This is a genomic window from Bradyrhizobium sp. R2.2-H, from assembly GCF_004346455.1.
Classification (GTDB): domain Bacteria; phylum Pseudomonadota; class Alphaproteobacteria; order Rhizobiales; family Xanthobacteraceae; genus Bradyrhizobium; species Bradyrhizobium diversitatis.
The window spans coordinates 40,178-61,195 of the sequence record NZ_SMBR01000012.1 but is presented as its reverse complement, the minus strand read 5'-3'; the positions used below and the strand labels follow the sequence as shown (position 1 = coordinate 61,195).

The window sequence follows — 21,018 nt, the reverse complement described above, 5'->3', positions numbered from 1 at the left end:
GGCCCAAAATAGAGGCAGCACGCCGCGCGCCGCCGTCTGATCTGCATCAAGCTGCGGTGCAAAATTAGCTGCAATGTTGAGTTCGTCCTTGCCGCGCGATCAGCGGCCGGGCGTTCGTATCTCAACAGTGGGCGCCACCGCACGGCGTTGTGCACAGATGAACTTTACACCGGGTCGCGTCGTCGCCGCGCTCGCCATCCTGCTCGCGGGCGGCGGTTATTACTATTGGCAGCACCGTGATGCCGACGCGCTGCCACCAGGTTTCGCCCGCGGCAATGGCCGCATCGAAGCGGTCGAGATCGACATCGCCACCAAGACGCCGGGACGAATCCGCGAGATCCTAGTCAACGAAGGCGATTTCGTCAGCGCGGGCGAGGTTCTGGCACGCATGGACACCGAGCAGCTGCAGGCCCAGCGCCGCCAGGCCGAAGCGCAGCTCCAGCGCGCAATGATCAATGTCGAGACCGCGAAGAGCCTGGTGAACCAGCGCGAGGCCGAACGCAGGGCTGCGGAGGCCGTGGTCGACCAGCGCATCGCCCAGCTCGACACCACGAGCCGCAAGCTGGACCGGTCCGAACAATTAATCAAGACGAGTGCGGTGTCCCAGCAGGTCCTGGACGACGACCGCGCCGCCAACGCCACGGCGAAAGCGGCGCTGGCCGCGTCCCATGCCCAGGTCGCGGCATCGGAAGCCGCAATCAGCTCCTCCCGCGCCATGGTGATCGACGCCGGCGCCGCCGTCGACGCGGCAAAGGCCGCGATCGAAAGCATCAATGCCGACCTCAACGACAGCGTGCTGAAGGCGCCGCGCGACGGCCGCGTGCAGTATCGCGTGTCACAGCCCGGCGAGGTGCTCGCTGCCGGGGGCCGCGTCCTCAACATGGTCGATCTCGGCGACGTCTACATGACGTTCTTCCTGCCGACGGCCGAGGCCGGCCGCGTCGCGATCGGCGCCGAGGTCCGCCTCGTGCTTGACGCCATCCCACAATATGTGATCCCCGCCAAGGCCACCTTCGTCGCCGACGTCGCACAATTCACGCCCAAGACCGTCGAGACCGAGGAGGAGCGCCAAAAGCTGATGTTCCGCATCAAGGCGCATATCGCGCCCGACCTGCTGCGTCAGCACATCGAGCATGTGAAGACGGGCCTTCCCGGCATGGCCTATGTGCAGCTCGATCCGGCGGCGCAATGGCCCGACAACCTCAAGATCAAGTTGACGAGATGAGCACGACTGCCGCAGCCGAAGCACCGGCTGCCGTCGGCAGCGTGGTGCATCTGGAAGGCGTGGGCCTGAGCTACGGCAAGACCCGGGCGCTCGAGTCCATCACGCTCGACCTGCCGTCCGGCTGCATGGTCGGGATGATCGGCCCCGACGGCGTCGGCAAATCGAGCCTGCTCGCCCTGATCGCGGGCGCGCGCGCGATCCAGCAGGGGCGTATCGACGTGCTCGGCGGCGATATGGCGAGCGCGCGCCACCGCCGCAACGTGTGCCCCGACATCGCCTACATGCCGCAGGGCCTCGGCAAGAATCTGTACCCGACACTGTCGGTGTTCGAGAACATCGACTTCTTCGGTCGCCTGTTCGGACACGACAAGGCGGAGCGGAACAGGCGGATCGCGGGCCTGCTGCGCGACACCGGGCTCACGCCCTTTGCCGACCGGCCGGCGGCAAAACTCTCCGGCGGCATGAAGCAGAAGGTCGGCCTGTGCTGCGCGCTGATCCACGATCCCGAGCTCCTGATCCTGGACGAGCCGACCACCGGCGTCGATCCGCTGTCGCGCCGCCAGTTCTGGGAATTGATCGACTCGATCCGCGATAGCCGGCCCGGCATGAGCGTGATCGTCTCGACCGCCTACATGGAGGAGGCCGCGCAGTTCGATTTCCTGATCGCGATGAACGCCGGCCGCGTGCTGGCGACCGGAACGCCCGCCGAACTCAAGCGGCAGACCGGCGCCGATACGCTGGATGACGCCTTCATCCGTCTTCTGCCCGAGGCCGAGCGCGGCAACCATACCAATGTCGTCATCCCGCCGCGCGACGAGGACCACGAGGAGATCGCGATCGAAGCCGACCACCTGACCCGGCGGTTCGATGGTTTCGTTGCCGTCGACGACGTCAGCTTCCGCATCAGGAAGGGCGAGATCTTCGGCTTTCTCGGCTCGAACGGCTGCGGCAAGACCACCACCATGAAGATGCTCACCGGCCTCCTGCCCGTGAGCGAAGGAACCGCGCGGCTGTTCGGCAACACCATCGATGCCGGCGACATGTCGGTGCGGCGGCGCATCGGCTACATGTCGCAGGGCTTCTCACTCTATTCCGAGCTCACGGTCACGCAGAATCTCGATCTGCATGCGCGCCTGTTCGAGCTGCCGGCGGACACCATCGCTGCGCGCATCGACGAGATGATCGCCCGGTTCGATCTTGCCGACGTCGTCGACGCCCTGCCCGATGCCCTGCCGCTCGGGCTGCGGCAGCGGCTGTCGCTGGCGGTCGCCATGATCCATGCGCCCGACATCCTCATCCTCGACGAGCCGACCTCCGGCGTGGATCCGGTCGCCCGCGACCGATTCTGGCAGATCCTCGCCGAGCTCTCCCGCAAGGACAACGTCACCATCTTCGTCTCCACCCATTTCATGAACGAGGCCGAGCGCTGCGATCGGATCTCGCTGATGCACGCCGGCAAGGTGCTGACGTCGGACACGCCGGCCGCCATCGTGGCCGCGCGCGGCACCGCCACGCTGGAGCAGGCCTTCATCGCCTGGCTGGAAGAGGCGATCGCGGACACGACGGAGCCGGCCCGCCAGCCGGCGGTCGCCTCGCCGCCGCCCGCACCTGCGGCCCCCCCAGCGGTCCGTCGGCACAGCGCCGCGTTCAATCCGACGCGCATGCTGGCCTATTCCCGGCGCGAGACGCTCGAGCTGCGGCGCGATCCGATCCGCGCCACTCTCGCGATCCTCGGCAGCGTGCTGCTGCTGTTCGTGCTCGGCTACGGCATCAGCATGGACGTCGAGAACCTGACCTTCGCCGTGCTCGACCGCGATGACACCGCGATCAGCCGCGACTACAGCCTTCAGATCGCGGGCTCGCGCTATTTCACCGAGAAGCCACCGATCACCGATTACGCCGATCTCGACCGCCGCATGCGCGCCGGCGAGATCGGCCTCGCCATCGAGCTGCCGCCGGGTTTCGGCCGCGACGTCAGCCGCGGCCGCCATGTCGAGATCGGCGCCTGGGTCGACGGCGCCAATCCGACACGGGCCGAGACGCTGCGCTCCTACGCCCAGGCGATCCACGCGACCTGGCTCGCGCAGAAGGGCCGCGAGCTCTATGGCGATGCGGCGATCGCCGGCACCTACCAGCTCCAGGTGCGCTACCGCTACAATCCGGACGTCATCAGCGTCGTCGCCATGGCGCCGGGCATCATCCCGTTGCTGCTGATCATGATTCCGGCGGTGCTCGCGGCGCTGGCGGTGGTGCGCGAGAAGGAGCTCGGATCGATCGTCAATTTCTACGTCACGCCGGTGACGCGGCTGGAGTTCCTGCTCGGCACGCAACTACCCTATGTCGTGCTGGCATTCGGAAACTTCCTCCTCCTCGTCGGCTTTGCCCTCGCCGTCTTCCGCGTACCTTTCACCGGGAGCTTTCCGACCTACGCGCTGGCCGCGCTGCTCTACGTCACGGCCACGACCGGCATGGGGATGGTGATCTCGGCCTTCATGAACAGCCAGATCGCGGCCCTGTTCGGCACCGTCCTGATCACGCTGATCCCGGCCATCCAGTATTCCGGGCTGATCGATCCGGTTTCGTCGCTGCAGGGACTGGGCGCCCTGATCGGGCGGCTCTATCCCACCACCTATTTCGTCACGATCTCGCGCGGCACGTTCTCCAAGGCCCTGGGGTTCGACACCCTCCACAACGATCTCCTGGCGCTCGCCGTCATGGTCCCCGTCCTGGTGATCGCCGGCACGATGCTGCTGAAGAAACAGGCCCGCTGACCATGCGCTTCGACAATGTGTTTCAGCTCGGCATCAAGGAATTGCGCGGCTTGGTGCGCGACCCCATGCTGCTGGTGCTGATCGTCTATTCGTTCACGCTGGCGGTTTATGCCGGCGCAAAGGCGCTGCCGGAAACCCTGAACCACGCCGCGATCGCCATCGTCGACGAAGACCATTCGCCGGTCTCGACCCGGATCGGGATGGCGTTCACCGCGCCCTATTTCTCGACGCCGCGCCTGATCTCGCAATACGAGATGGACCGCAGGATGGACGCCGGCCTCGACACTTTCGCGCTCGACATCCCGCCGGATTTCCAGCGCGATCTGCTGGCGCGCAAATCGCCCACGATCCAGCTCAACATCGATGCGACGCGCATTTCGCAGGCGTTCAACGGCGGCGGCTATATCGAGCAGATCGTCAGCGCGGAGGTCGCGGAGTTCCTGGCGCGTGCGCGCAATGCGCAGGCCGCGCCGATCGAGCTGACGCTGCGGGCAAGGTTCAACCCGGAGCTGAAGAAGTCGTGGTTCGGCGCCATCGATCACATCATCACCTCGATCACCATGCTCTCGATCATCCTGACCGGCGCCGCGCTGATCCGCGAGCGCGAGCACGGCACGATCGAGCACCTCCTGGTGATGCCGGTCACGCCCCTGGAGATCATGGTGAGCAAGGTCTGGTCGATGGGAGCCGTGGTGCTGATCGCCTCCGCGCTGTCGATCGCCTTCGTCGTCAAGGGCTGGCTGGCGGTCACGATCGACGGCTCGCTGGCGCTGTTCCTGGTCGGCGCGGCGCTGCAGCTGTTCGCCACCACCAGCATGGGCATCTTCCTCGCCACCGTCGCCGGATCGATGCCGCAGTTCGGACTGCTGCTGATCATGATCCTGCTGCCGCTGCAGACCCTGTCGGGCAGCATGACGCCGCGGGAGAGCATGCCGCAATTCGTCCAGGACATCATGCTGGCGGCGCCCAACACGCATTTCGTGATGCTGGCGCAGGCGATCCTGTTTCGCGGCGCAGGCCTGGAGGCGGTGTGGCCGCAGCTTGCCGCGCTCGCCGTGATCGGCGGCGTCTTCTTCGTGATCGCGCTGCGGCGGTTTCGCGCGTTCCTCGCCTGATTGGCCCTCCGCCACGCGGCTCGGAGCCGGTGTCCGGGCACGGCTTCGATCTGCCCCAACCAAAAAGGGCGAAAACAACCCCATGCACAGTAGCGATCCCCTTGTTTTAGCTACGGGATTTATTTGACGCGTCGGGCAGGTTCGTGGGGGCGCCGGCGCTGTCGCCAGACCGACCGGGAGCAGGCTCAGCTGAGCCGATCGTCCCGGGCGACCATCCCGGTCAGCATCGCCTCGGCTTTCTGCTTCAGCGGCAGCGCGCCGCTTTCGGAGGTGATAGCGATGGCGGCGCGCAGGGCGACGACGATGGCGGCCTTGTTCGCCGCATCCGATGGCGGCGTCACGACAGCCTCGCCGAACAGGGCCTCGGCCTCGAGGCCTGAAAACCCCTGCTGGCGGGCGGTGTTGCGGGCCTCGCGCAGCATGTTCTGCGCGGCCCTGACGTCGCCGAGGCGGTGGGTGGCGAGCGCCAGGTAGATCGAGCTGCGCAGCACCGCCGAGGTGTAGCCGACCGCCTTCGCTTCCTCGCGCGCCTCCGTCAGCATGCCGCGCGCCCGGTCGAACAGGCCCTGCTCGAGATAGGCGATGCCGAGGTGGCAGGCCAGCACCGGCACGAACAGCCGGATGCCGTGCTTCTGCGCGAGGACGAAACCTTCTTCGAGGATTACGGCGGCCGCCGCGGGATCGTTCTGCCCAAGCTTCAGCCAGCCGCCGCTATAGGCGGCGGCGACGCGGTCGTAGGGACGGCCGGTCTCCTCCGCGATCTCGGCGGCCTGTTGCTGGAGCTGCTCGGCGGCGTCGAGCTCACCCATGACCGTGTGGGTGAAGCTCTTCATCATGCAGCAGAGCAAGAGCAGAGAGCGCGGGGTCGTGCCGATCGGGGCACTCGGCGCGGAGCCCGCGAGATGGGCCCGGGCGGTCGCCAGCATCTTCTCGGCGGCGTGGTACCGACCGGCAAGAAAATACGCCTGCCCAAGCCCGTATTGCGCGAGATTGCGCCAGCCGGAATTGCCCGAGCTTTCCGCCAGGTGCACGACGGCTTCGCCGATCGCGACCGCTTCGAGCGGCGTTCCATAGAAGTTCTGAGCACCCGCTCTCATCGTCATGGCCGCGATCTTGCGTCCGGTGTCGTTGATCGCATCGGCTCGCCGTTCGGCCTCGCTTCCCAGGTCCAAGGCTTCGGCCACACGCCCAGATCCGGCAAAGGCCAAACGAGCCTCCATCCGGAGGTCGATAGCGCCCGCCTCTCTCGCGTGTGTCACAGGGGTCTTGTCGAGCGCTTCCATCGCGATCTCGAAATAATCGACCGCCTCGGCATAGGCTGAGCGAGCCAGGCATCTACGAGCAGCGCTCCTGCCATGTTGAAACGCCTTCTGCCAATCCTTCGCCCTCGTCGCGTGATAACAGAGCGTATCCGGCCCGTCGGTCCATGCTTCCTCGCCCTCGATAGCCGCGAGGATGCTGGCATGGATGCCTTCGCGCACCTTTTCGACCATCGAATCGTAGGTCACCTGTCTGACCATCTCGTGCCGGAATTCGAGTGAATCCTCCAACTCGCTATCGATCCTGACGAGTAGTTCAGCCCGGTCGAGCGCGGTGAGGCAATCTTGCAGGACGTCTTCCGGCAAGCGCGCTACTTTTCGCAGCAGGGCCTGATTTGCCCGGGGGCCGAGCGCCGCCGCGATCTGGAGAAGCGACCGCTCCTGTCGCGACACCCGATCAAGCCGCGCCGCGATCACTCCTTGAATGCTGCTGGGGATGCCGAGTTCATCAATGGGACGTGCGAGAGAAAGGTCGCCCCACTGTCCAAGCAGCATGCCGCTGTCCTTCAGACTGCGGCAGACCTCCTCGATGAACAGAGGAACGCTGGATGTATGAGAGATAATCCGGTTCTTCAACTCTGAGTTCGTCGTGGCGGGGCCAAGTATCTCCGCGAGCATGGCAAGGCCCGAATCATCGTCAAGAGGCCGCATGGCCACGATTTCCGCGTGACACCGCGCGATCCACACCGGCATTCCATTGGGCCGCGTCGTCAGCAGCACGAGCAAATCGGGGCATTGCAGGGTGGAGAGAGTGGCCACGACCGCGTCGCTGGCCCGGTCGATCCAGTGCAGATCCTCGATCAGCAGGACCGTACGCTGGCGCCGGGCGACGCTCTCGACGAGAGAGCAGCTTGCGTCTGCAATGGCGCGGCCGCGGGCGTGAGGCTCCAATTCGTCCCATTGCGGATCGGAGATCGGCAGGTCCAGAATCGCATCGATGGCTCGCTGCTGCACCACAGGCAATGCGTCTCTGAGATTGTCCAGATCGCGCACGGCCGCATCAAGTATCGACAGCACCAGGCGCTTGAGGGCGCTGTACGGCGCGCCCTGGAGATTCGGGCTGCACTCGGCATCGACCAGCCGCCAGCCACCGGCCCGAAGGTCCTGTGCGAACTCATGTGCAAGGCGCGACTTTCCAATGCCGGCATCCCCCGTCAGCAATACCGTTTGCCGGCCGGCGGCGACTCTCTCTGTGGCGCGCCACAGCAGCGCCCGCTCGGCCGCGCGATCGACGAATCGGGAAACACTGCGCGCGCGTCGGACCCGCCAGCTCGAAAGATCGCTTGCGCCCATGACGCGGTACACGGGCAGCGGATCGCCGAAGCCACGGAGCGCCTTGCGGCCCAGGAATTCAAAGCGGACATGCCCTTCCGCAAGCTCCCGGCAGGCTTCCGACACGTAGATCTGGTTCGCCTCGGCCGCCGACTCCAGCCGCGCCGCCAGATGCTGGGCGGCACCGCCGATCTCGTAGACCTTGGAAAATTCACTGGCGACCATATAGGCCACCACATGGCCGGAGTGCAGGCCGACCCGGACCTGAAGTCGGGGATCGCCCAGGCTGGCGACACGCCGGACCAGCTCGATCGCCGCGTGGCAGGCCAATGGCGCATGGTTGTCATCGGCGATCGGGGCGCCGAAGACCGCAGCAAGCCCGTCACCCAACTCCTTGCTGACGATGCCGCCGAACTGGCGTACTGCGCCTCGCATCGCCGCGAGAGCCGGCTCGAGGCGCGAAACCGCCTCCTCAGGCTCCAGTTCGGCAACGAGTCCCGTGGAATCAACGACGTCGGCGCGCAGAATGGTCACAAAGCGTCGCTCGCTGTCGGGGTCAACGCGCTCGCGCACCGCCGCTCCGCATTTGGCGCACCAGCTGTCGCCCGGACCGATCGTCGACTGACACGCGAAGCAATGCATTCCAGCGCCTTCAACGAACTGCCGCGGCAGTCCCGCTCCAACGCCCGCGAGGCGTTTGACGTACATTACCCATGGAGGAATGCATGGCAATTAGGCTTGCGGGATACGCGATGTTACCGGATGGCGGCTCTCTGGACGAAGCGCAACGTCGGATGGTAGCGTGCCTGCACACAACAATATGTGTGATCTGCTGCGCTGCCTGCTTCGGGCGGCCAGCTACAGGTTTTGACAAACGAACGTATCGGGGAAAGAGACGATGGCCGGACTGGTATATAGCGGCAAGGCATTTCGAGACTTGATGAACAGTAATTACTATCCCTTGGCGAACATGAAAAAGAGCGTCGCCAAGCTCAAGGCATCGGAGGACATCGACCTGCCGACCCTGGAATACGGTCAGTACCACCTGATCCTGAACCCGGCCTCGAAGTGGCCGCAGGGAAGCGCCAAGTACTGGCACAAGGAGAAGGGCCGGGCTCGTCTCGACCTCAGCACCCAGCCGAACACGGTCCCGCTGTCCAGGGACGAGCCGGGCGTGATCCCGCTGACGCGATGCGATCTGCTCGATGCCTGCGTCCGGAAATGCTTCAACTCCGAGCCGCCGATCCCGATGAAGACCAACATCATCGTCCACGGGCCGAACGACGCCTATGCCCACCGGCATGAGATCCGGTTGGAGTGGGAATACAAGAAGGGCTCGAACACGCCGACGCTGCTGAACCTGACGATGGTCTGCCCGTACCGATCCTGATTGGAAGGATTCTACTCTGTTGAATTGCGGGTCCAGTGCATTCGTGAACCTGCAGTACGTTCATTTGTCCGGGGGGATATATCCCCCCGGTCGAGATGGAGCTAAAAGCCGCTTAACCCGTCCACTTTATCGGGGGAGGATCAGGCTCCCGCCAGTACCGACCTCTCAGGCCATCGATAGAGTTGCAGAACAAGTCAAAGGTCCGAGGACTTACCCAGACCCGGAAGCGTACCTGTCGAGCCGAACGCTCCGCCTGATCTCTCGGGTTCGCTGTACGGTAGGGCTCCAACCAAGTTCTCGGAATTTTCGCCTCTGAAGCTATGGACCGCGCAATGGTCTCAAAGCCCCAGTCATCATCAAGATAACCGCGTCGATCAGCAGAGAGGTTGGAAGTATCCCACATGCACTGATCTTGCTTTGAAGAGTTAGTCTCGATGAACCGGCGCAATCTTGCCGCCAGGGAACGTGGCACGCAGCATCGGCTCGCGATGGCGATCACCGAAGCCTACTTCCTGGGCGCAAAGAACATCGGTGATGCCGATGTGCTTGCCGGTATCGCCGCAGACTATGGGTTCGAGCGTGCGGAAGCACACGCGATCGCCCTCGATCCCGTCCGGCATAAGCGGGTCGAACAAGAGGCTGTCCGGTCTGCGGAGGCAGGCGTCCGCTCGGTGCCCCATTTCATCTTTGGCGGACGTACCGCAATCAACGGTGGCCGCAGCGAAGACGAGATCGCTCTGCACATCCAAGAAGCCGCGCGCGCTCGGGTGAACCAGCATCAATAGCAAGATAAAGGTCGCGATCCAACGCCCCAAGGCACGGGTGGTGATGACGCCGAGAGATGGGCGATACTCTAACGAGCAACGGTCTCGTAGGGTCAGGTAACGTCTTTGTTTCCGGCCTGCTGAAAGAACTCGATCAATCCGTAGGGAGCACGTTCACCCAAGCAGAGATCAAGCAGCTTATGCGTTCCGGCGGCTTCAGTTGCATTACGCGGGAATAGAGCCTGCTCGTAAGCGGCAAGCGCGGCTTCCGTATCGCCGGGATGTGCAATGATGGCCTGCGCGAGTTCGGCCCCGTCGAGCATCGCGAGGTTTGCTCCCTCGCCATTAGGCGCCATTAGATGCGCTGCATCGCCAACAAGCGTCACTCCGGGAATGCGAGCCCAGCGATGTTCATCTGGCAGGTTGTAGATAAGGCGAGGGACCAGCGGGGTGTCGCTGCCAGCGATCAGCGCGGTCAGCGCGGGCGACCAACCACCAAACAAGGCCGCAACCTGCATCTTCGCCGCCGCACTTTCTGTAAAATCGATGCTGGCGGCCCAATCAACGGGACACTTGAGCTGAACGTAAGCGTGAATAACGTTCCCGGCTTCGCGATGTGCCGTAATGCCTTTGCCTGAGGTCAATGCGATCATCGATCCAACGCCAACCGCTTCCGCTGCCGCAGGGTGGCGGGCATCGACATCATGCAGATAGGTCTCCACAAAGGTTATGCCTGAGTAAGCCGGTTGGGCATCCGACAACAGCCTGCGCACCCGAGACCAAGCGCCATCCGCGCCCACGAACAGATCAGTGCTGACCTCAGAGCCATTCGCAAATGTAAGGTTATGCCGTCCGTCCCCCAGTGCGTCGACACTGACAAGCTTGCTTCCCCACTGAACTGTGCCTGGAGGTAGCGCATCGAGAAGAAGCTGGCGCAGATCGCCGCGCAAAACCTCGGGGCGCCGGTTATCGCCAGTGTCAGGTATATCGAGCAGAACCTTACCGTTTGGGTCCAACACACGGGTCGCCTCAGCACCATGGTGGATGATCGCGTGAAAGGCTTCCGTCAGTTTGGCGACTGCCAGCGCATGCTGACCGCTGTGAGCATGAATATCGAGCTGACCACCTTGCGAGCGTGCCGAGGCTGAAGCTTCTGCTTCGTAAACTGTCACGGGCAGCCCATGGATATGGAGGACGCGGGCAAGAACAAGTCCGCCGAGACCTGCGCCTACGATTGTTACTGATTTCAATAGCTTATCTTCCGCAAGACTTGTATGGAACGTCATTCCATAATGGATTGGAACATCATTCCATTTATGTCAAGGTGCATTTCATGAAGACCATCCCGGCCCAACGGCGCGAACGGCGCACCACTTCCCTCTCAAAAACCCAAATCGTTGAAGCAGCGATCGCAATCCTCGACGTTGAAGGCGAGAACGCTCTGACGTTTCGCGCCCTCGCGGCCCGACTGGCCACCGGCAGCGGGGCGATTTACTGGCACGTTGCAGACAAGAACGAACTCCTGACGGCGGCCACCGATATGGTGATTGCACCCGTTATGGCTCAGGCAGCGAGGGATACTGATCCGGTTGACGCTATACGCACGCTTGCGCTCGGCGTCTTCGAGACTGTTGATGCTCGTCCTTGGGTCGGTGCACATCTCGCTCGTGCGCCATGGCAGCTCGCAATGCTGCTCCTCTTCGAAACCATCGGCCAGCAGCTGCGAGCACTTAACGTTCCACCGAGTCAGCGGTTCGATGCCGTGTCGACCTTAGTGAGCTACATACTCGGTGTGGCGGGTCAAAACGCTGCAAATGCCAGGCTTCTGCCACAAGATACGGATCGCGAGTCCTTTTTGGCCGATGTGGTAGCACGGTGGACACAAAACGATCCGGCTGAGTACCCATTCATGCATGAGATCTCGCATAAGTTCCGTGAACACGACGATCGGGCTCAGTTTCTCGCAGGTGTCAACCTTATCCTCGCTGGCATCAAGAGTGGCCAATCCAGAGTTGAATAGGCCAGCACACGTGTCCCTTAATCCGCTTGCTAACCTTGGGTAGTAGAGCCTAGCGTGATACGCGCTCTGATCCCGGAGACGTTTCGCGCGGGCTCCAAACGGAGCCGGCGCGGGGACTTGCTGTCTGGTCTGGCAGTGTCGCGAGAGAGCTGCGAGTAATGAGACGCGTGGGCACTGCGCTGGCGTGCTTGTTTTTTAATGCTCGGGACGAGCGACGTATTCGCTGCCGACCCAAGGGGCCTGCTGCTGTTGCCCTGCGGCCTGCAGCATCCGGGACGCGCATCCGGAGGCTCGTATTTTTTTCATTTCGGCTCTGGACGAGCCGGCCGTCATCAGAAAAGCCCCTGCGGAAGGAGCGTTGGGATACGTCATCAAATCCGGCGTCGGCGATGAACTGGCGGATGCCGTACAAACGGTTCTTGGTGGAGGTCTCCATGTGTCTTCTTCTGCGCGGCACGCGCTGAAAAGCGCGCATTGACGGGTAAGCCCCGCGCGAAGCACCCAAGGCACAACAACAGCAGGGTGAGGGACGCGATGTCTTCAAGAACGGCATCAAACGACGCGTTCGATCTCGCGGGCGATCGTCAGTGCGGAAGCGGTCAGCGCAGCACGGAAAGCGACCCCGCATCCATCTCCGATCGAGCGGAGATGATCCTCATCCCCGGCGGCACCTTCCGCATGGGTTCGGACCGGCACTATCGGGAAGAGGCGCCAGTGCACCGCGTCACCGTCGATCCGTTCTGGATCGACCGGACGCCGGTGACCAACCGTCAATTCAGGGCGTTCGTAAAGGCGACGGGCCACGTCACCTTTGCCGAGATTTCCCCGGATCCGAAGGACTATCCCGGCGCGTTGCCTCACATGCTCTATGCCGGGTCGCTGGTCTTTGCACCCCCGCTCCGTCCGGTCGATCTGCGCGACTGGAGCCAATGGTGGAGCTTCCTCAATGGCGCCGACTGGCGCCATCCTTACGGCCCGAAGAGCAACATCAACACGCTCGACGATCATCCCGTGGTGCACGTCGCCTATTCCGATGCGCTGGCCTATGCGCTCTGGGCCGGCAAGGACCTGCCGACGGAAGCGGAATGGGAATTCGCCGCGCGCGGCGGGCTCGACGGCGCCGAATTCGCATGGGGCGACGAGCTTGCCCCCGGCGGCAAGCACATGGCCAATACCTGGCAGGGCCACTTCCCCCATGAAAATCTCAACAGCGACGGTTTCAAGCGCACCTCGCCGGTGACGGCGTTTCCGCCGAATGGCTACGGCCTGCACGACATGATCGGCAATGTCTGGGAATGGACCTCCGATTGGTGGTGCGCACAGCACGAGGCCGACGCGGCCAAGCCGTGCTGCATCCCGGAAAACCCGAGCGGGGGTCGCGAGGCCAACAGCTACGACCCCTGCCAAGCCAACATCAGGATTCCACGCAAGGTGCTGAAAGGCGGCTCACACCTGTGCGCCCCGAACTACTGCCGCCGCTACCGCCCGGCCGCGCGTCATGCAGAGCCGATCGATACGTCCACGAGCCACGTGGGATTTCGTTGTGTCATTCGCGAAAGGAGCAAGTCATGAGCACAGAGAAGGATGGAGACAAGTCCAACACGAAGGCCAGTGCACTTGATCGGCGCAGGATTCTGCTCGGTGGTACGGCGCTCGCCGCCACGTCCGCGCTCGTCGCGGGCGCGCGGGTCGAGGTGACGCAGGCGCAAGCGCAGCAGCCCGCTCCTGCCGGGCAACGGCCGAACATCCTCGTCATCTGGGGCGACGATGTCGGCGTCGCCAATATCAGCGCCTACACGTTCGGCCTGATGGGATACAAAACGCCGAACATCGACCGTATCGCCCGCGAAGGATTGATGTTCACCGACTATTACGCCGAGCAGAGCTGCACGGCGGGGCGGGCCTCGTTCCTCACCGGTCAGGCGGGTCTGCGCACAGGGATGACCAAAGTCGGCCTGCCCGGCGCGGCGCTCGGCCTCCGTTTCGAGGACATCACCATCGCCGAGGCGCTGAAACCGCTCGGCTACGCCACCGGCCAGTTCGGCAAGAATCATCTCGGCGACCGCAACGAATTCCTGCCGACGGTGCACGGGTTCGATGAGTTCTTCGGGAACCTCTATCACCTCAATGCCGAGGAGGAGCCCGAGCATCCCGACTATCCGAAGGACCCCGGGTTCAAGGCGAAATTCGGCCCGCGCGGTGTGCTCAAATGCAAAGCCGCCGATCGGGAAGATCCGACCGTCGATCCACGCTTCGGCAAAGTCGGGAAGCAGACCATCGAGGACACCGGCCCGCTCACCAAGAAGCGAATGGAGACGGTCGATGACGAAACATCCAGCGCGGCAATCGACTTCATCAAGCGGCAGGTTCAGGCCAACAAGCCTTTCTTCTGCTGGTGGAACGGCACCCGCATGCATCTCTATACCCACGTCCGGCCTGAATATAAGGGCCGCAGCGGTCTCAGCGAATACATGGATGGGATGCTGGAACACGACGGCCAGGTCGGCAACCTGCTCAAGGCGCTCGACGACCTCGGCATCGCCAACAACACCATCGTGATCTACGGCACCGACAACGGTGTGCACATGAACTCGTGGCCGGACGGCGGCATGACACCGTTCCGCAGCGAGAAGAACACCAACTGGGAAGGCGCCTATCGCGTTCCAGCAATGATCCGCTGGCCAGGCCGCATCAAGCCCGGACAGGTCAGCAACGAAGTCTTCGCGGCGCTCGACTGGTTCCCGACGCTGCTGGCTGCAGCCGGAGAGCCGGACATCAAGAGCAAACTTCTTACGGGTTATAGTTCCGGCGGCAAGACGTTCAAGGTGCACCTTGATGGATACAACCAGTTGCCGCTGCTCACCGGCCAGCAGGAGAAGTCCGCTCGCAAGGAGTTCTTCTACATCAACGACGATGCCCAGCTCGTGGCGATGCGCTACGAGAACTGGAAGATTGTATTCTGCGAGCAGAAGGTCGCTGGCACGCTGGAACTCTGGGCCGCTCCCTTCGTCTGCCGTCGCCTGCCGAAGATGTTCAATCTTCGCCTGGACCCCTACGAGCGGGCGGACATCACCTCCAACACATACAACGACTGGGTAATCCAGCGAGCCTTCCTGATCGTGCCGGCTCAGGCGCTCGTTGCGCAATTCGTCGAGACATTCAAAGACTTCCCGCCGCGGCAGAAGCCGTCAAGCTTCAGCGTTGATGAGGTCCTGGCGCAGATGTCGAATGCGCACGGCGGTTGACGACCGCAAGAGAGCGTCGGCCAGCAGTCCTTCAGGCCGGCGCTCCCTCTGATAATCCCGATCGAGGGGAGATCATTATGGCTGCCATCATGCAACAAACCACCCGACGCACAATGCTCGCTGGATCGCTTGGAGCAGTACTTTGCATGCTCGCGGATCATGGGGCGTCAGCACAACCCGACCCGCTGCCGTCGTGGCAGGATGGTACTGCGAAGAAGTCGATCACAGATTTCGTCGTACGCGTAACCACGCCAGGTGCGGCTGATTTTGTGCAACCGGCGTTGCGCATCGCCGTGTTCGACAACGATGGAACACTATGGTCCGAACAGCCGGTCTATTTCCAGTTGGCCTTTGCGCTGGATCGCATCAAGGCGTTGACGCCACAGCATCCGGAATGGAAGGACGCGCAGCCATTCAAGGCGGCCATTGAGGGCGACGCGAAGGCGCTTGCGGCCTCAGGCGAGAGGGGGCTGCTCGAAATCGTGGCGGTCACTCATGCCGGCTTGACGACCGATGCCTTCTCCCGGAGCGTCTCCGACTGGTTAGCGTCGGCGCGCCACCCGCGTTTCAATCAGCCCTACGACAAACTGGTTTACCAGCCGCAGCTCGAGCTCCTCGCCTACCTTCGCCAAAACGGCTTCAAGACATTCATCGTGTCTGGCGGCGGCGTCGAGTTCATGCGCGTGTTCGCCGAGCGGACCTACGGCATCCCGCCGGAGCAGGTCGTCGGCTCGTCCGGCGTGGTCAAGTTCCAACTCGAACCGGGTGGCACGCCTGAACTCATCAAGGAGCCCAAAATCGAATTCATAGACGATGGCCCCGGAAAGCCGGTTGGCATCAACCGCTTCATCGGCCGTCGGCCGATCCTCGCTTTCGGCAACTCGGACGGTGACCTTCAAATGCTGCAATGGACCGCAGCCGGCGGCGGGGCGCGCTTCATCGGCATCGTGCATCATACCGACGGTGAGCGTGAATGGGCTTACGACCGCATCTCTCCGGTCGGCAAGCTCGACAAAGCGCTGGAGGAAGGCCTGGCCAGGGGCTGGACCATCGTGGACATGAAGCGGGATTGGAAGGTGATCTATCCGTTCCAGAATCCCTGAGGGGTGCACGATGAGCATCCGCCGCCTCAATTGGGGGGCTTTCGAATGACGTTCGAGCCCGGAAATCCAAAGACCCCGGCCCGGTCCGCATGGAAAGGCCTAGATCGAAGGGTGTTTCCCGCGGGCGCAACGATCTTCGCCGAAGGTGAGTTGGGAACGATCGCCTATATCCTGCTTCGGGGCGACGTCACGATTTTCGTTGGATACGGAACGGCTCAACAGCGTGCTTTGACGGAGCTGAAGCCCGGGCAGATGTTCGGCGTTCACGCGCTCATGGCCGGAGCGCAGCGCGCCGCGTCGGCTTTTACGAAAGGCGGATGCGAGTTGCTGGCCGTGAGCGAGGAAAAGCTCAAACAGAAACTGGATGAAGCCGACCCGTTCCTTCGCTACTGGGTCGACTATCTGTCGAAGCGCATTATCGACCTGTCTACGCAATAAAACGTCCGCGGAGGCGGCAGTTCAATGCATCCCGCTCCGGCTCGCATCTCGCGCATCCCTCTCTTCGTGACGGTCCTGACACTCTTCCTGACCGCCTCGCTGCTGGTAGGCGCCGGAGTTACGGTCGCCAACTACGTTGAGGACCGCAAGACCGCGATCAAGGTCGCATCCGATACGTTCAAGGCGAAAATAGACCGGATCAATGAGCGACGTCTCGCATTTTTTGCGACCGCCTTCTTGATGACCGAGCAACTCGGCAACGATCCCACGTTCCATCAGGCCTCCGGCTCGAAGGAGGCGATCCTGCCTTTGATCCTCTCCAGCTTGACGCTGAGCCCGCAGATATCCGCGGTGTATGCTGGTTTCGAGAACGGGAATTTCTTTCACGTTCTGTCGATCTCGGAAGCCGAAAACTCCTTTATCGCAGGTCTGGGCGGGCCTCAGACGACCCGGTTCGCGATTCGGGAGATCCGCGTCGACGGCAGCGGCGTTCGCGTCGAAACCTGGCGATTTCTCGACTCCAATCGCCAGCAGATTGGGACGCTTGGCAATCAGCTTCCCGCCTATGACCCTCGTCGCCGCGATTGGTATCGTAGTGCGCGCGCACAACCGCAAAGCGTCGCCCGCACGCTGCCGTATATTTTCGCGGCCACCTCGCAGGCAGGAATGACCCTGGCAAGGGCATTTGAAGGCGGTGTCGTCGGCGTCGACATCACACTCGACCGATTGATGGCCTATGTCCGGTCGGTCAGATCGAATGAAGAGCAGCGATTCGTGGCATTTGACGAAGAGAATCGTCTGCTCGCTCACTTCGATCCTGATCGGATGTTCAAAGCCCCCAGCGCAGGGGAAACCCAAGCGACCGAACTCGCAAGGACCACCGATCTTACCGACCCCGTGGTTCGGGAAGCATTGCAGATCTTCGCACGCGGCGGTCCCTACCAACTGGCCAATCTTGATGTAGCCGGTACGGAGTATCTGGCCACAGTGGTCCGGCAGGTCGCCAGAGACGGAGGCGTCTTCTTTGTGCTTTATGCGGCTCCTCTCTCGGACTTTCTGGGGTCTCTGGCCCACGCCGCTGCGCGAAACATCCCCACCGCATTGCTCGTCTTTGTTCTTGCCCTGCCGGCCATCATTTACCTCGCGCACTCGATTTCGAAGCCGCTCAGGAAGCTTTCCGACGAGGCGGAATTGATACGATCGTTCCAACTGGCTGATCCGATCAGAATGGAATCGCGGGTGCGTGAGATCAACACGCTCATCAGGTCAATGTCCGGCATGAAGGGCACGATTCGCGAAGTTTCCAAATTCGTACCGAAGGCGCTGGTCAAGGATCTTCTCGAAAGCGAGAGCCTGGTTGAGGTCGGCGGAGAGACCCGTCGCGTCAGCATACTGTTTACCGATGTCAAGGATTTCACTCGCATCGCCGAGGGCATGCCAGCTGAGAATCTCATGGTGAGACTGTCCGAATACTTTGAAGAGCTCGCATCCTTGATCATCAAGGAGAGTGGAACGGTGGACAAATTCATCGGCGACGCAATTTTCGCTTTCTGGAATGCGCCGCTTCCGGTTGCGCGACACGAACATGTGGCCTGCGCGACGACCCTTGCATGCCGCGCCGTAGCGCGACGTTTGAACGAGCGGTGGCTCAAGGAAGGTTTGCCCCCTTGGCAGACGCGCTTCGGGATTCACGTCGGCGAGGCCGTGCTGGGAAATGTCGGGTCGTCCGATCGGATCGACTACACCGCGATTGGCGACACCGTGAACATCGCCGCGCGCCTGGAGGCACTGAACAAGTATTATGGGACCGGCATTCTCGCGAGTGGACAGGTCGCAGATCTCTGTTCGCGAGAATTCCTATTCCGGCGCGTGGACCGCAGCCAGCCGAAGGGCGCAGGAAAGGCGCTGAACGTCTTCGAACTTCTCGGCATGATCGATGGCCCCGAGGAATACCGCGTCACCCCGGAAATGGCGAAGCTCGTCCGGGACTGGAATAGTGTTTATGAGATGTACGCCAGCAAGGATTGGCTGCGCACGCTCAACGCTCTGGAAGGGTTTGCCACAGAGCATCCCGAAGATGTCGTGGCTGGAATCTATCTCGATCGCGTTGTCGGATTTCTGCTGGAGCCCCCGCCCCAAGATTGGGACGGCGTCATCCACTTCAGGTCCAAATAGGGCAGTTCCTCGCTGGACCCAGAACATGCTGCGCTCGATGAGCTGTTGAAGTAAGCGCGCGGCCGGTCTTTGATTCAGACACCGCGAACAACAAGGCGGTGCCGGAAGACGAATTGGCCGATCGAAATATCGACGCCGCGAAGCTTTCCCACTGGGAGACTTTCTCGTCTGGTGAAGATGCGAATGGGTCGTTGCGGGGCGATTTGAACCCGCAAGCTAGGCTATTGATGTTGTTGGGTTCGACCTCGGCACCAAAACAATACCCCAGCAATCCTGTGAGATTGCTGGGGTATTTCATCAACTTGGTTGCGGGGATAGGATTTGAACCTATGACCTTCAGGTTATGAGCCTGACGAGCTACCGGGCTGCTCCACCCCGCGTTAAATCGTTGCGTGCCTTTGCGAAAATCCCGGGGACGGTCGGTTGAGGCCGGCGCTGTTCGCGTGGCTTGCTCTTCCGTCCCAAAGGCTTCCTTGGAAGGCGACCCCGGGGCAATGCCCGTCGGGTGCGGGGCGTATGTATCAAGGCGGGGTGCCTTTGGAAAGGGCTGCGCGAACGTTTTTTTCGACTTTATGACAGGGGATGGACGAATTTCCGCTGCGTTCCGCGCGCTCTTGCCAGAAGTTCCGCAAAGCGCCAGCTTGCGGCAACAAGATTCAGGCTGAAACGCCTGGAGGGAGGAACGCCGTGGACAAATCCCCGACGAGCGCCCCACTGCGGGCCCTCGAAGAGGCCCTCCATGCCATGCGCGCGCGGTCGCGGGAGGAACCGGCCCCTGACCTGGCCCAGCGACTCGACCGGCTGGCGCGGCTGCGCGCGGTGATCGCCGATAACGAGGAGCGCTTCCGGCAGGCGATCTCGGCCGATTTCGGCCACCGCTGCGCGGTCGAAACCACCATCGCCGAGACCATGCTGCTGTTCTCCGAGATCCGGCATGCCACCAAGCACCTCAAGGCCTGGATGGCGCCGCAGCGCGTCGCCACCGCGCTGCAATTCCTCCCCGCCCGCAACCGGCTGATGCCGCAGCCGCTCGGCGTCGTCGGCATCATCGCGCCGTGGAATTATCCGCTTCAGCTCACGCTCGCGCCCGCGATCGGCGCGATCGCCGCCGGCAACCGCGTCATCATCAAGCCGAGCGAGCTGGTCCCGCACTTCTCGGCGCTGCTCCATGAGACGGTCGCGCAGCGATTCGACGCTGCGGAGCTGTTGATCACCGGCATCGAGGACGAGATCGCCAAGGGTTTCGCAAGCCTGCCGTTCGATCATCTGGTCTTCACCGGCTCGACCCGGGTCGGCCGGCTGGTCGCGGAGGCCGCGGGACGTAATCTCACGCCTGTTACGCTCGAGCTCGGCGGCAAGTCGCCCGCGATCATCGATGCCTCGGCCGATCTCGACGAGGCCGCCGAGCGCATCGCCTATGGCAAGCTGCTCAATGCCGGGCAGACCTGCATCGCGCCGGACTATGTGCTGGTGCCGGAGCGCTCGGTGCAGGCCTTCGCCGAGAAGGTCCGCGCGCAGATGCGGCGCATGTTCGGCACCGATCCCGCCAACAAGGATTACACCTCGATTATCTCCGACCGGCACTATGCCCGGCTCGAGGGCCTGGTCGCGGACGCAGCCCAGCACGGCGCAAAAATCCTGCAACCGGCGAAGCCCGACGATCCGAACTGGAAGGCGCATCGCAAATTCCCGCCAACGCTGATCGTCGGTGCGAGCGAAGCGATGGCGGCGATGCAGGAGGAGATCTTTGGACCCGTGCTGCCGGTGCTGGGCACGCGCGACCCGGCGGAGGCGATCGCTTTCGTCAACGCCCGCGACCGGCCGCTGGCGCTGTACTGGTTCGGCAGCGACCAGAGCGCGCGCGACGAGGTGCTGGCGCGCACCGTCTCCGGCGGCGTCACGATCAACGACTGCCTGTTCCACTTCACGCAAGTGAACCAGCCGATGGGCGGCGTCGGTGCCTCCGGCACCGGCGCCTATCACGGCGAATGGGGCTTCAGGACGTTCAGCAAGCTGAAGCCGGTGTTCTATCGTTCCCGGTTCAATCGCCTCGCAGATCTCTATCCACCCTATGGCGGCAGGATCGCGCGGCTGGAGAAGCTGATGCGGTTCATGTCGTAGGGGCTACACAAACGCCGTCTTTGCGAGCGCAGCGAAGCAATCCAGAATCCCTCCGCGGTA

General features: G+C 62.8%; 13 protein-coding genes, 1 tRNA gene and 1 pseudogene. 12 read left to right on the top strand and 3 right to left on the bottom strand.

What is annotated here, in order from left to right; translation table 11 throughout:
- Positions 1-157: 157 nt before the first annotated feature.
- Genes EDE08_RS27760 through EDE08_RS27750 form a run of 3 tightly spaced genes read left to right on the top strand, consistent with a single transcriptional unit; the run spans position 158 to position 5,111 of the window.
- Positions 158-1,225 carry an HlyD family secretion protein gene (locus EDE08_RS27760; RefSeq protein ID WP_131872039.1) on the top strand — a complete coding sequence of 356 codons (1,068 nt, stop codon included), beginning with the start codon at positions 158-160 and terminating at the stop codon, positions 1,223-1,225.
- Positions 1,222-3,996 carry a ribosome-associated ATPase/putative transporter RbbA gene (rbbA, locus tag EDE08_RS27755; RefSeq protein ID WP_165936228.1) on the top strand — a complete coding sequence of 925 codons (2,775 nt, stop codon included), beginning with the start codon at positions 1,222-1,224 and terminating at the stop codon, positions 3,994-3,996. The genes EDE08_RS27760 and rbbA overlap by 4 nt, the downstream gene beginning before the upstream one ends.
- A gap of 2 nt (positions 3,997-3,998) precedes the next feature.
- On the top strand, positions 3,999-5,111 hold the full coding sequence (locus EDE08_RS27750) for an ABC transporter permease (RefSeq protein WP_131872041.1): 1,113 nt from the start codon (positions 3,999-4,001) through the stop codon (positions 5,109-5,111).
- A 185-nt stretch (positions 5,112-5,296) separates the two neighbouring features.
- Here the strand turns inward: EDE08_RS27750 and EDE08_RS27745 are convergent, their stop codons facing one another.
- Positions 5,297-8,344 carry an ATP-binding protein gene (locus tag EDE08_RS27745; RefSeq protein WP_131872088.1) on the bottom strand — a complete coding sequence of 1,016 codons (3,048 nt, stop codon included), beginning with the start codon at positions 8,342-8,344 and terminating at the stop codon, positions 5,297-5,299.
- A 256-nt stretch (positions 8,345-8,600) separates the two neighbouring features.
- Here EDE08_RS27745 and EDE08_RS27740 point away from each other — a divergent pair, with 256 nt between their 5' ends.
- Together EDE08_RS27740 and EDE08_RS27735 are read left to right on the top strand one after the other, a co-directional pair.
- Positions 8,601-9,092 carry a hypothetical protein gene (locus EDE08_RS27740; RefSeq protein ID WP_131872042.1) on the top strand — a complete coding sequence of 164 codons (492 nt, stop codon included), beginning with the start codon at positions 8,601-8,603 and terminating at the stop codon, positions 9,090-9,092.
- 449 nt (positions 9,093-9,541) lie between these two features.
- Positions 9,542-9,877 (top strand): annotated as a pseudogene (locus EDE08_RS27735) (DsbA family oxidoreductase); the annotation flags it as partial.
- A 92-nt stretch (positions 9,878-9,969) separates the two neighbouring features.
- Here the strand turns inward: EDE08_RS27735 and EDE08_RS27730 are convergent.
- Positions 9,970-11,142, bottom strand: a complete 1,173-nt coding sequence (locus tag EDE08_RS27730; protein WP_131872043.1) for an FAD-dependent oxidoreductase — start codon at positions 11,140-11,142, stop codon at positions 9,970-9,972.
- A gap of 47 nt (positions 11,143-11,189) precedes the next feature.
- Between EDE08_RS27730 and EDE08_RS27725 the strand changes: the two genes are divergently transcribed.
- The 6 genes from EDE08_RS27725 to EDE08_RS27700 all read left to right on the top strand — a co-directional run bounded on the left by EDE08_RS27725 (position 11,190) and on the right by EDE08_RS27700 (position 18,837).
- Positions 11,190-11,876, top strand: a complete 687-nt coding sequence (locus EDE08_RS27725) for a TetR/AcrR family transcriptional regulator (RefSeq protein ID WP_131872044.1) — start codon at positions 11,190-11,192, stop codon at positions 11,874-11,876.
- Positions 11,877-12,524: 648 nt separating this feature from the next.
- The gene (locus EDE08_RS27720) at positions 12,525-13,448 is read left to right on the top strand and encodes a formylglycine-generating enzyme family protein (RefSeq protein WP_131872045.1); all 924 of its coding nucleotides are present in this window, start codon (positions 12,525-12,527) and stop codon (positions 13,446-13,448) included.
- On the top strand, positions 13,445-15,121 hold the full coding sequence (locus EDE08_RS27715) for an arylsulfatase (protein ID WP_131872046.1): 1,677 nt from the start codon (positions 13,445-13,447) through the stop codon (positions 15,119-15,121). Before EDE08_RS27720 ends, EDE08_RS27715 begins: the two co-directional genes overlap by 4 nt.
- A 77-nt stretch (positions 15,122-15,198) precedes the next feature.
- On the top strand, positions 15,199-16,224 hold the full coding sequence (locus tag EDE08_RS27710; protein ID WP_207913106.1) for an HAD family hydrolase: 1,026 nt from the start codon (positions 15,199-15,201) through the stop codon (positions 16,222-16,224).
- A gap of 45 nt (positions 16,225-16,269) precedes the next feature.
- Positions 16,270-16,662 (top strand): cyclic nucleotide-binding domain-containing protein, encoded by a 393-nt coding sequence (locus EDE08_RS27705; protein WP_131872047.1) that lies wholly within the window; start codon positions 16,270-16,272, stop codon positions 16,660-16,662.
- Between the two features lie 24 nt (positions 16,663-16,686).
- On the top strand, positions 16,687-18,837 hold the full coding sequence (locus tag EDE08_RS27700) for an adenylate/guanylate cyclase domain-containing protein (protein ID WP_131872048.1): 2,151 nt from the start codon (positions 16,687-16,689) through the stop codon (positions 18,835-18,837).
- Between the two features lie 303 nt (positions 18,838-19,140).
- On the opposite strand, the gene EDE08_RS27695 is transcribed toward EDE08_RS27700, so the two are convergent.
- A tRNA-Met gene (locus EDE08_RS27695) sits at positions 19,141-19,217 on the bottom strand.
- 307 nt (positions 19,218-19,524) lie between these two features.
- On the opposite strand from EDE08_RS27695, the gene EDE08_RS27690 reads away from it, so the two are divergent.
- Entirely contained in the window at positions 19,525-20,958 is a 1,434-nt protein-coding gene (locus EDE08_RS27690; protein WP_131872049.1) for a coniferyl aldehyde dehydrogenase, read from the top strand.
- Positions 20,959-21,018 lie beyond the last annotated feature (60 nt).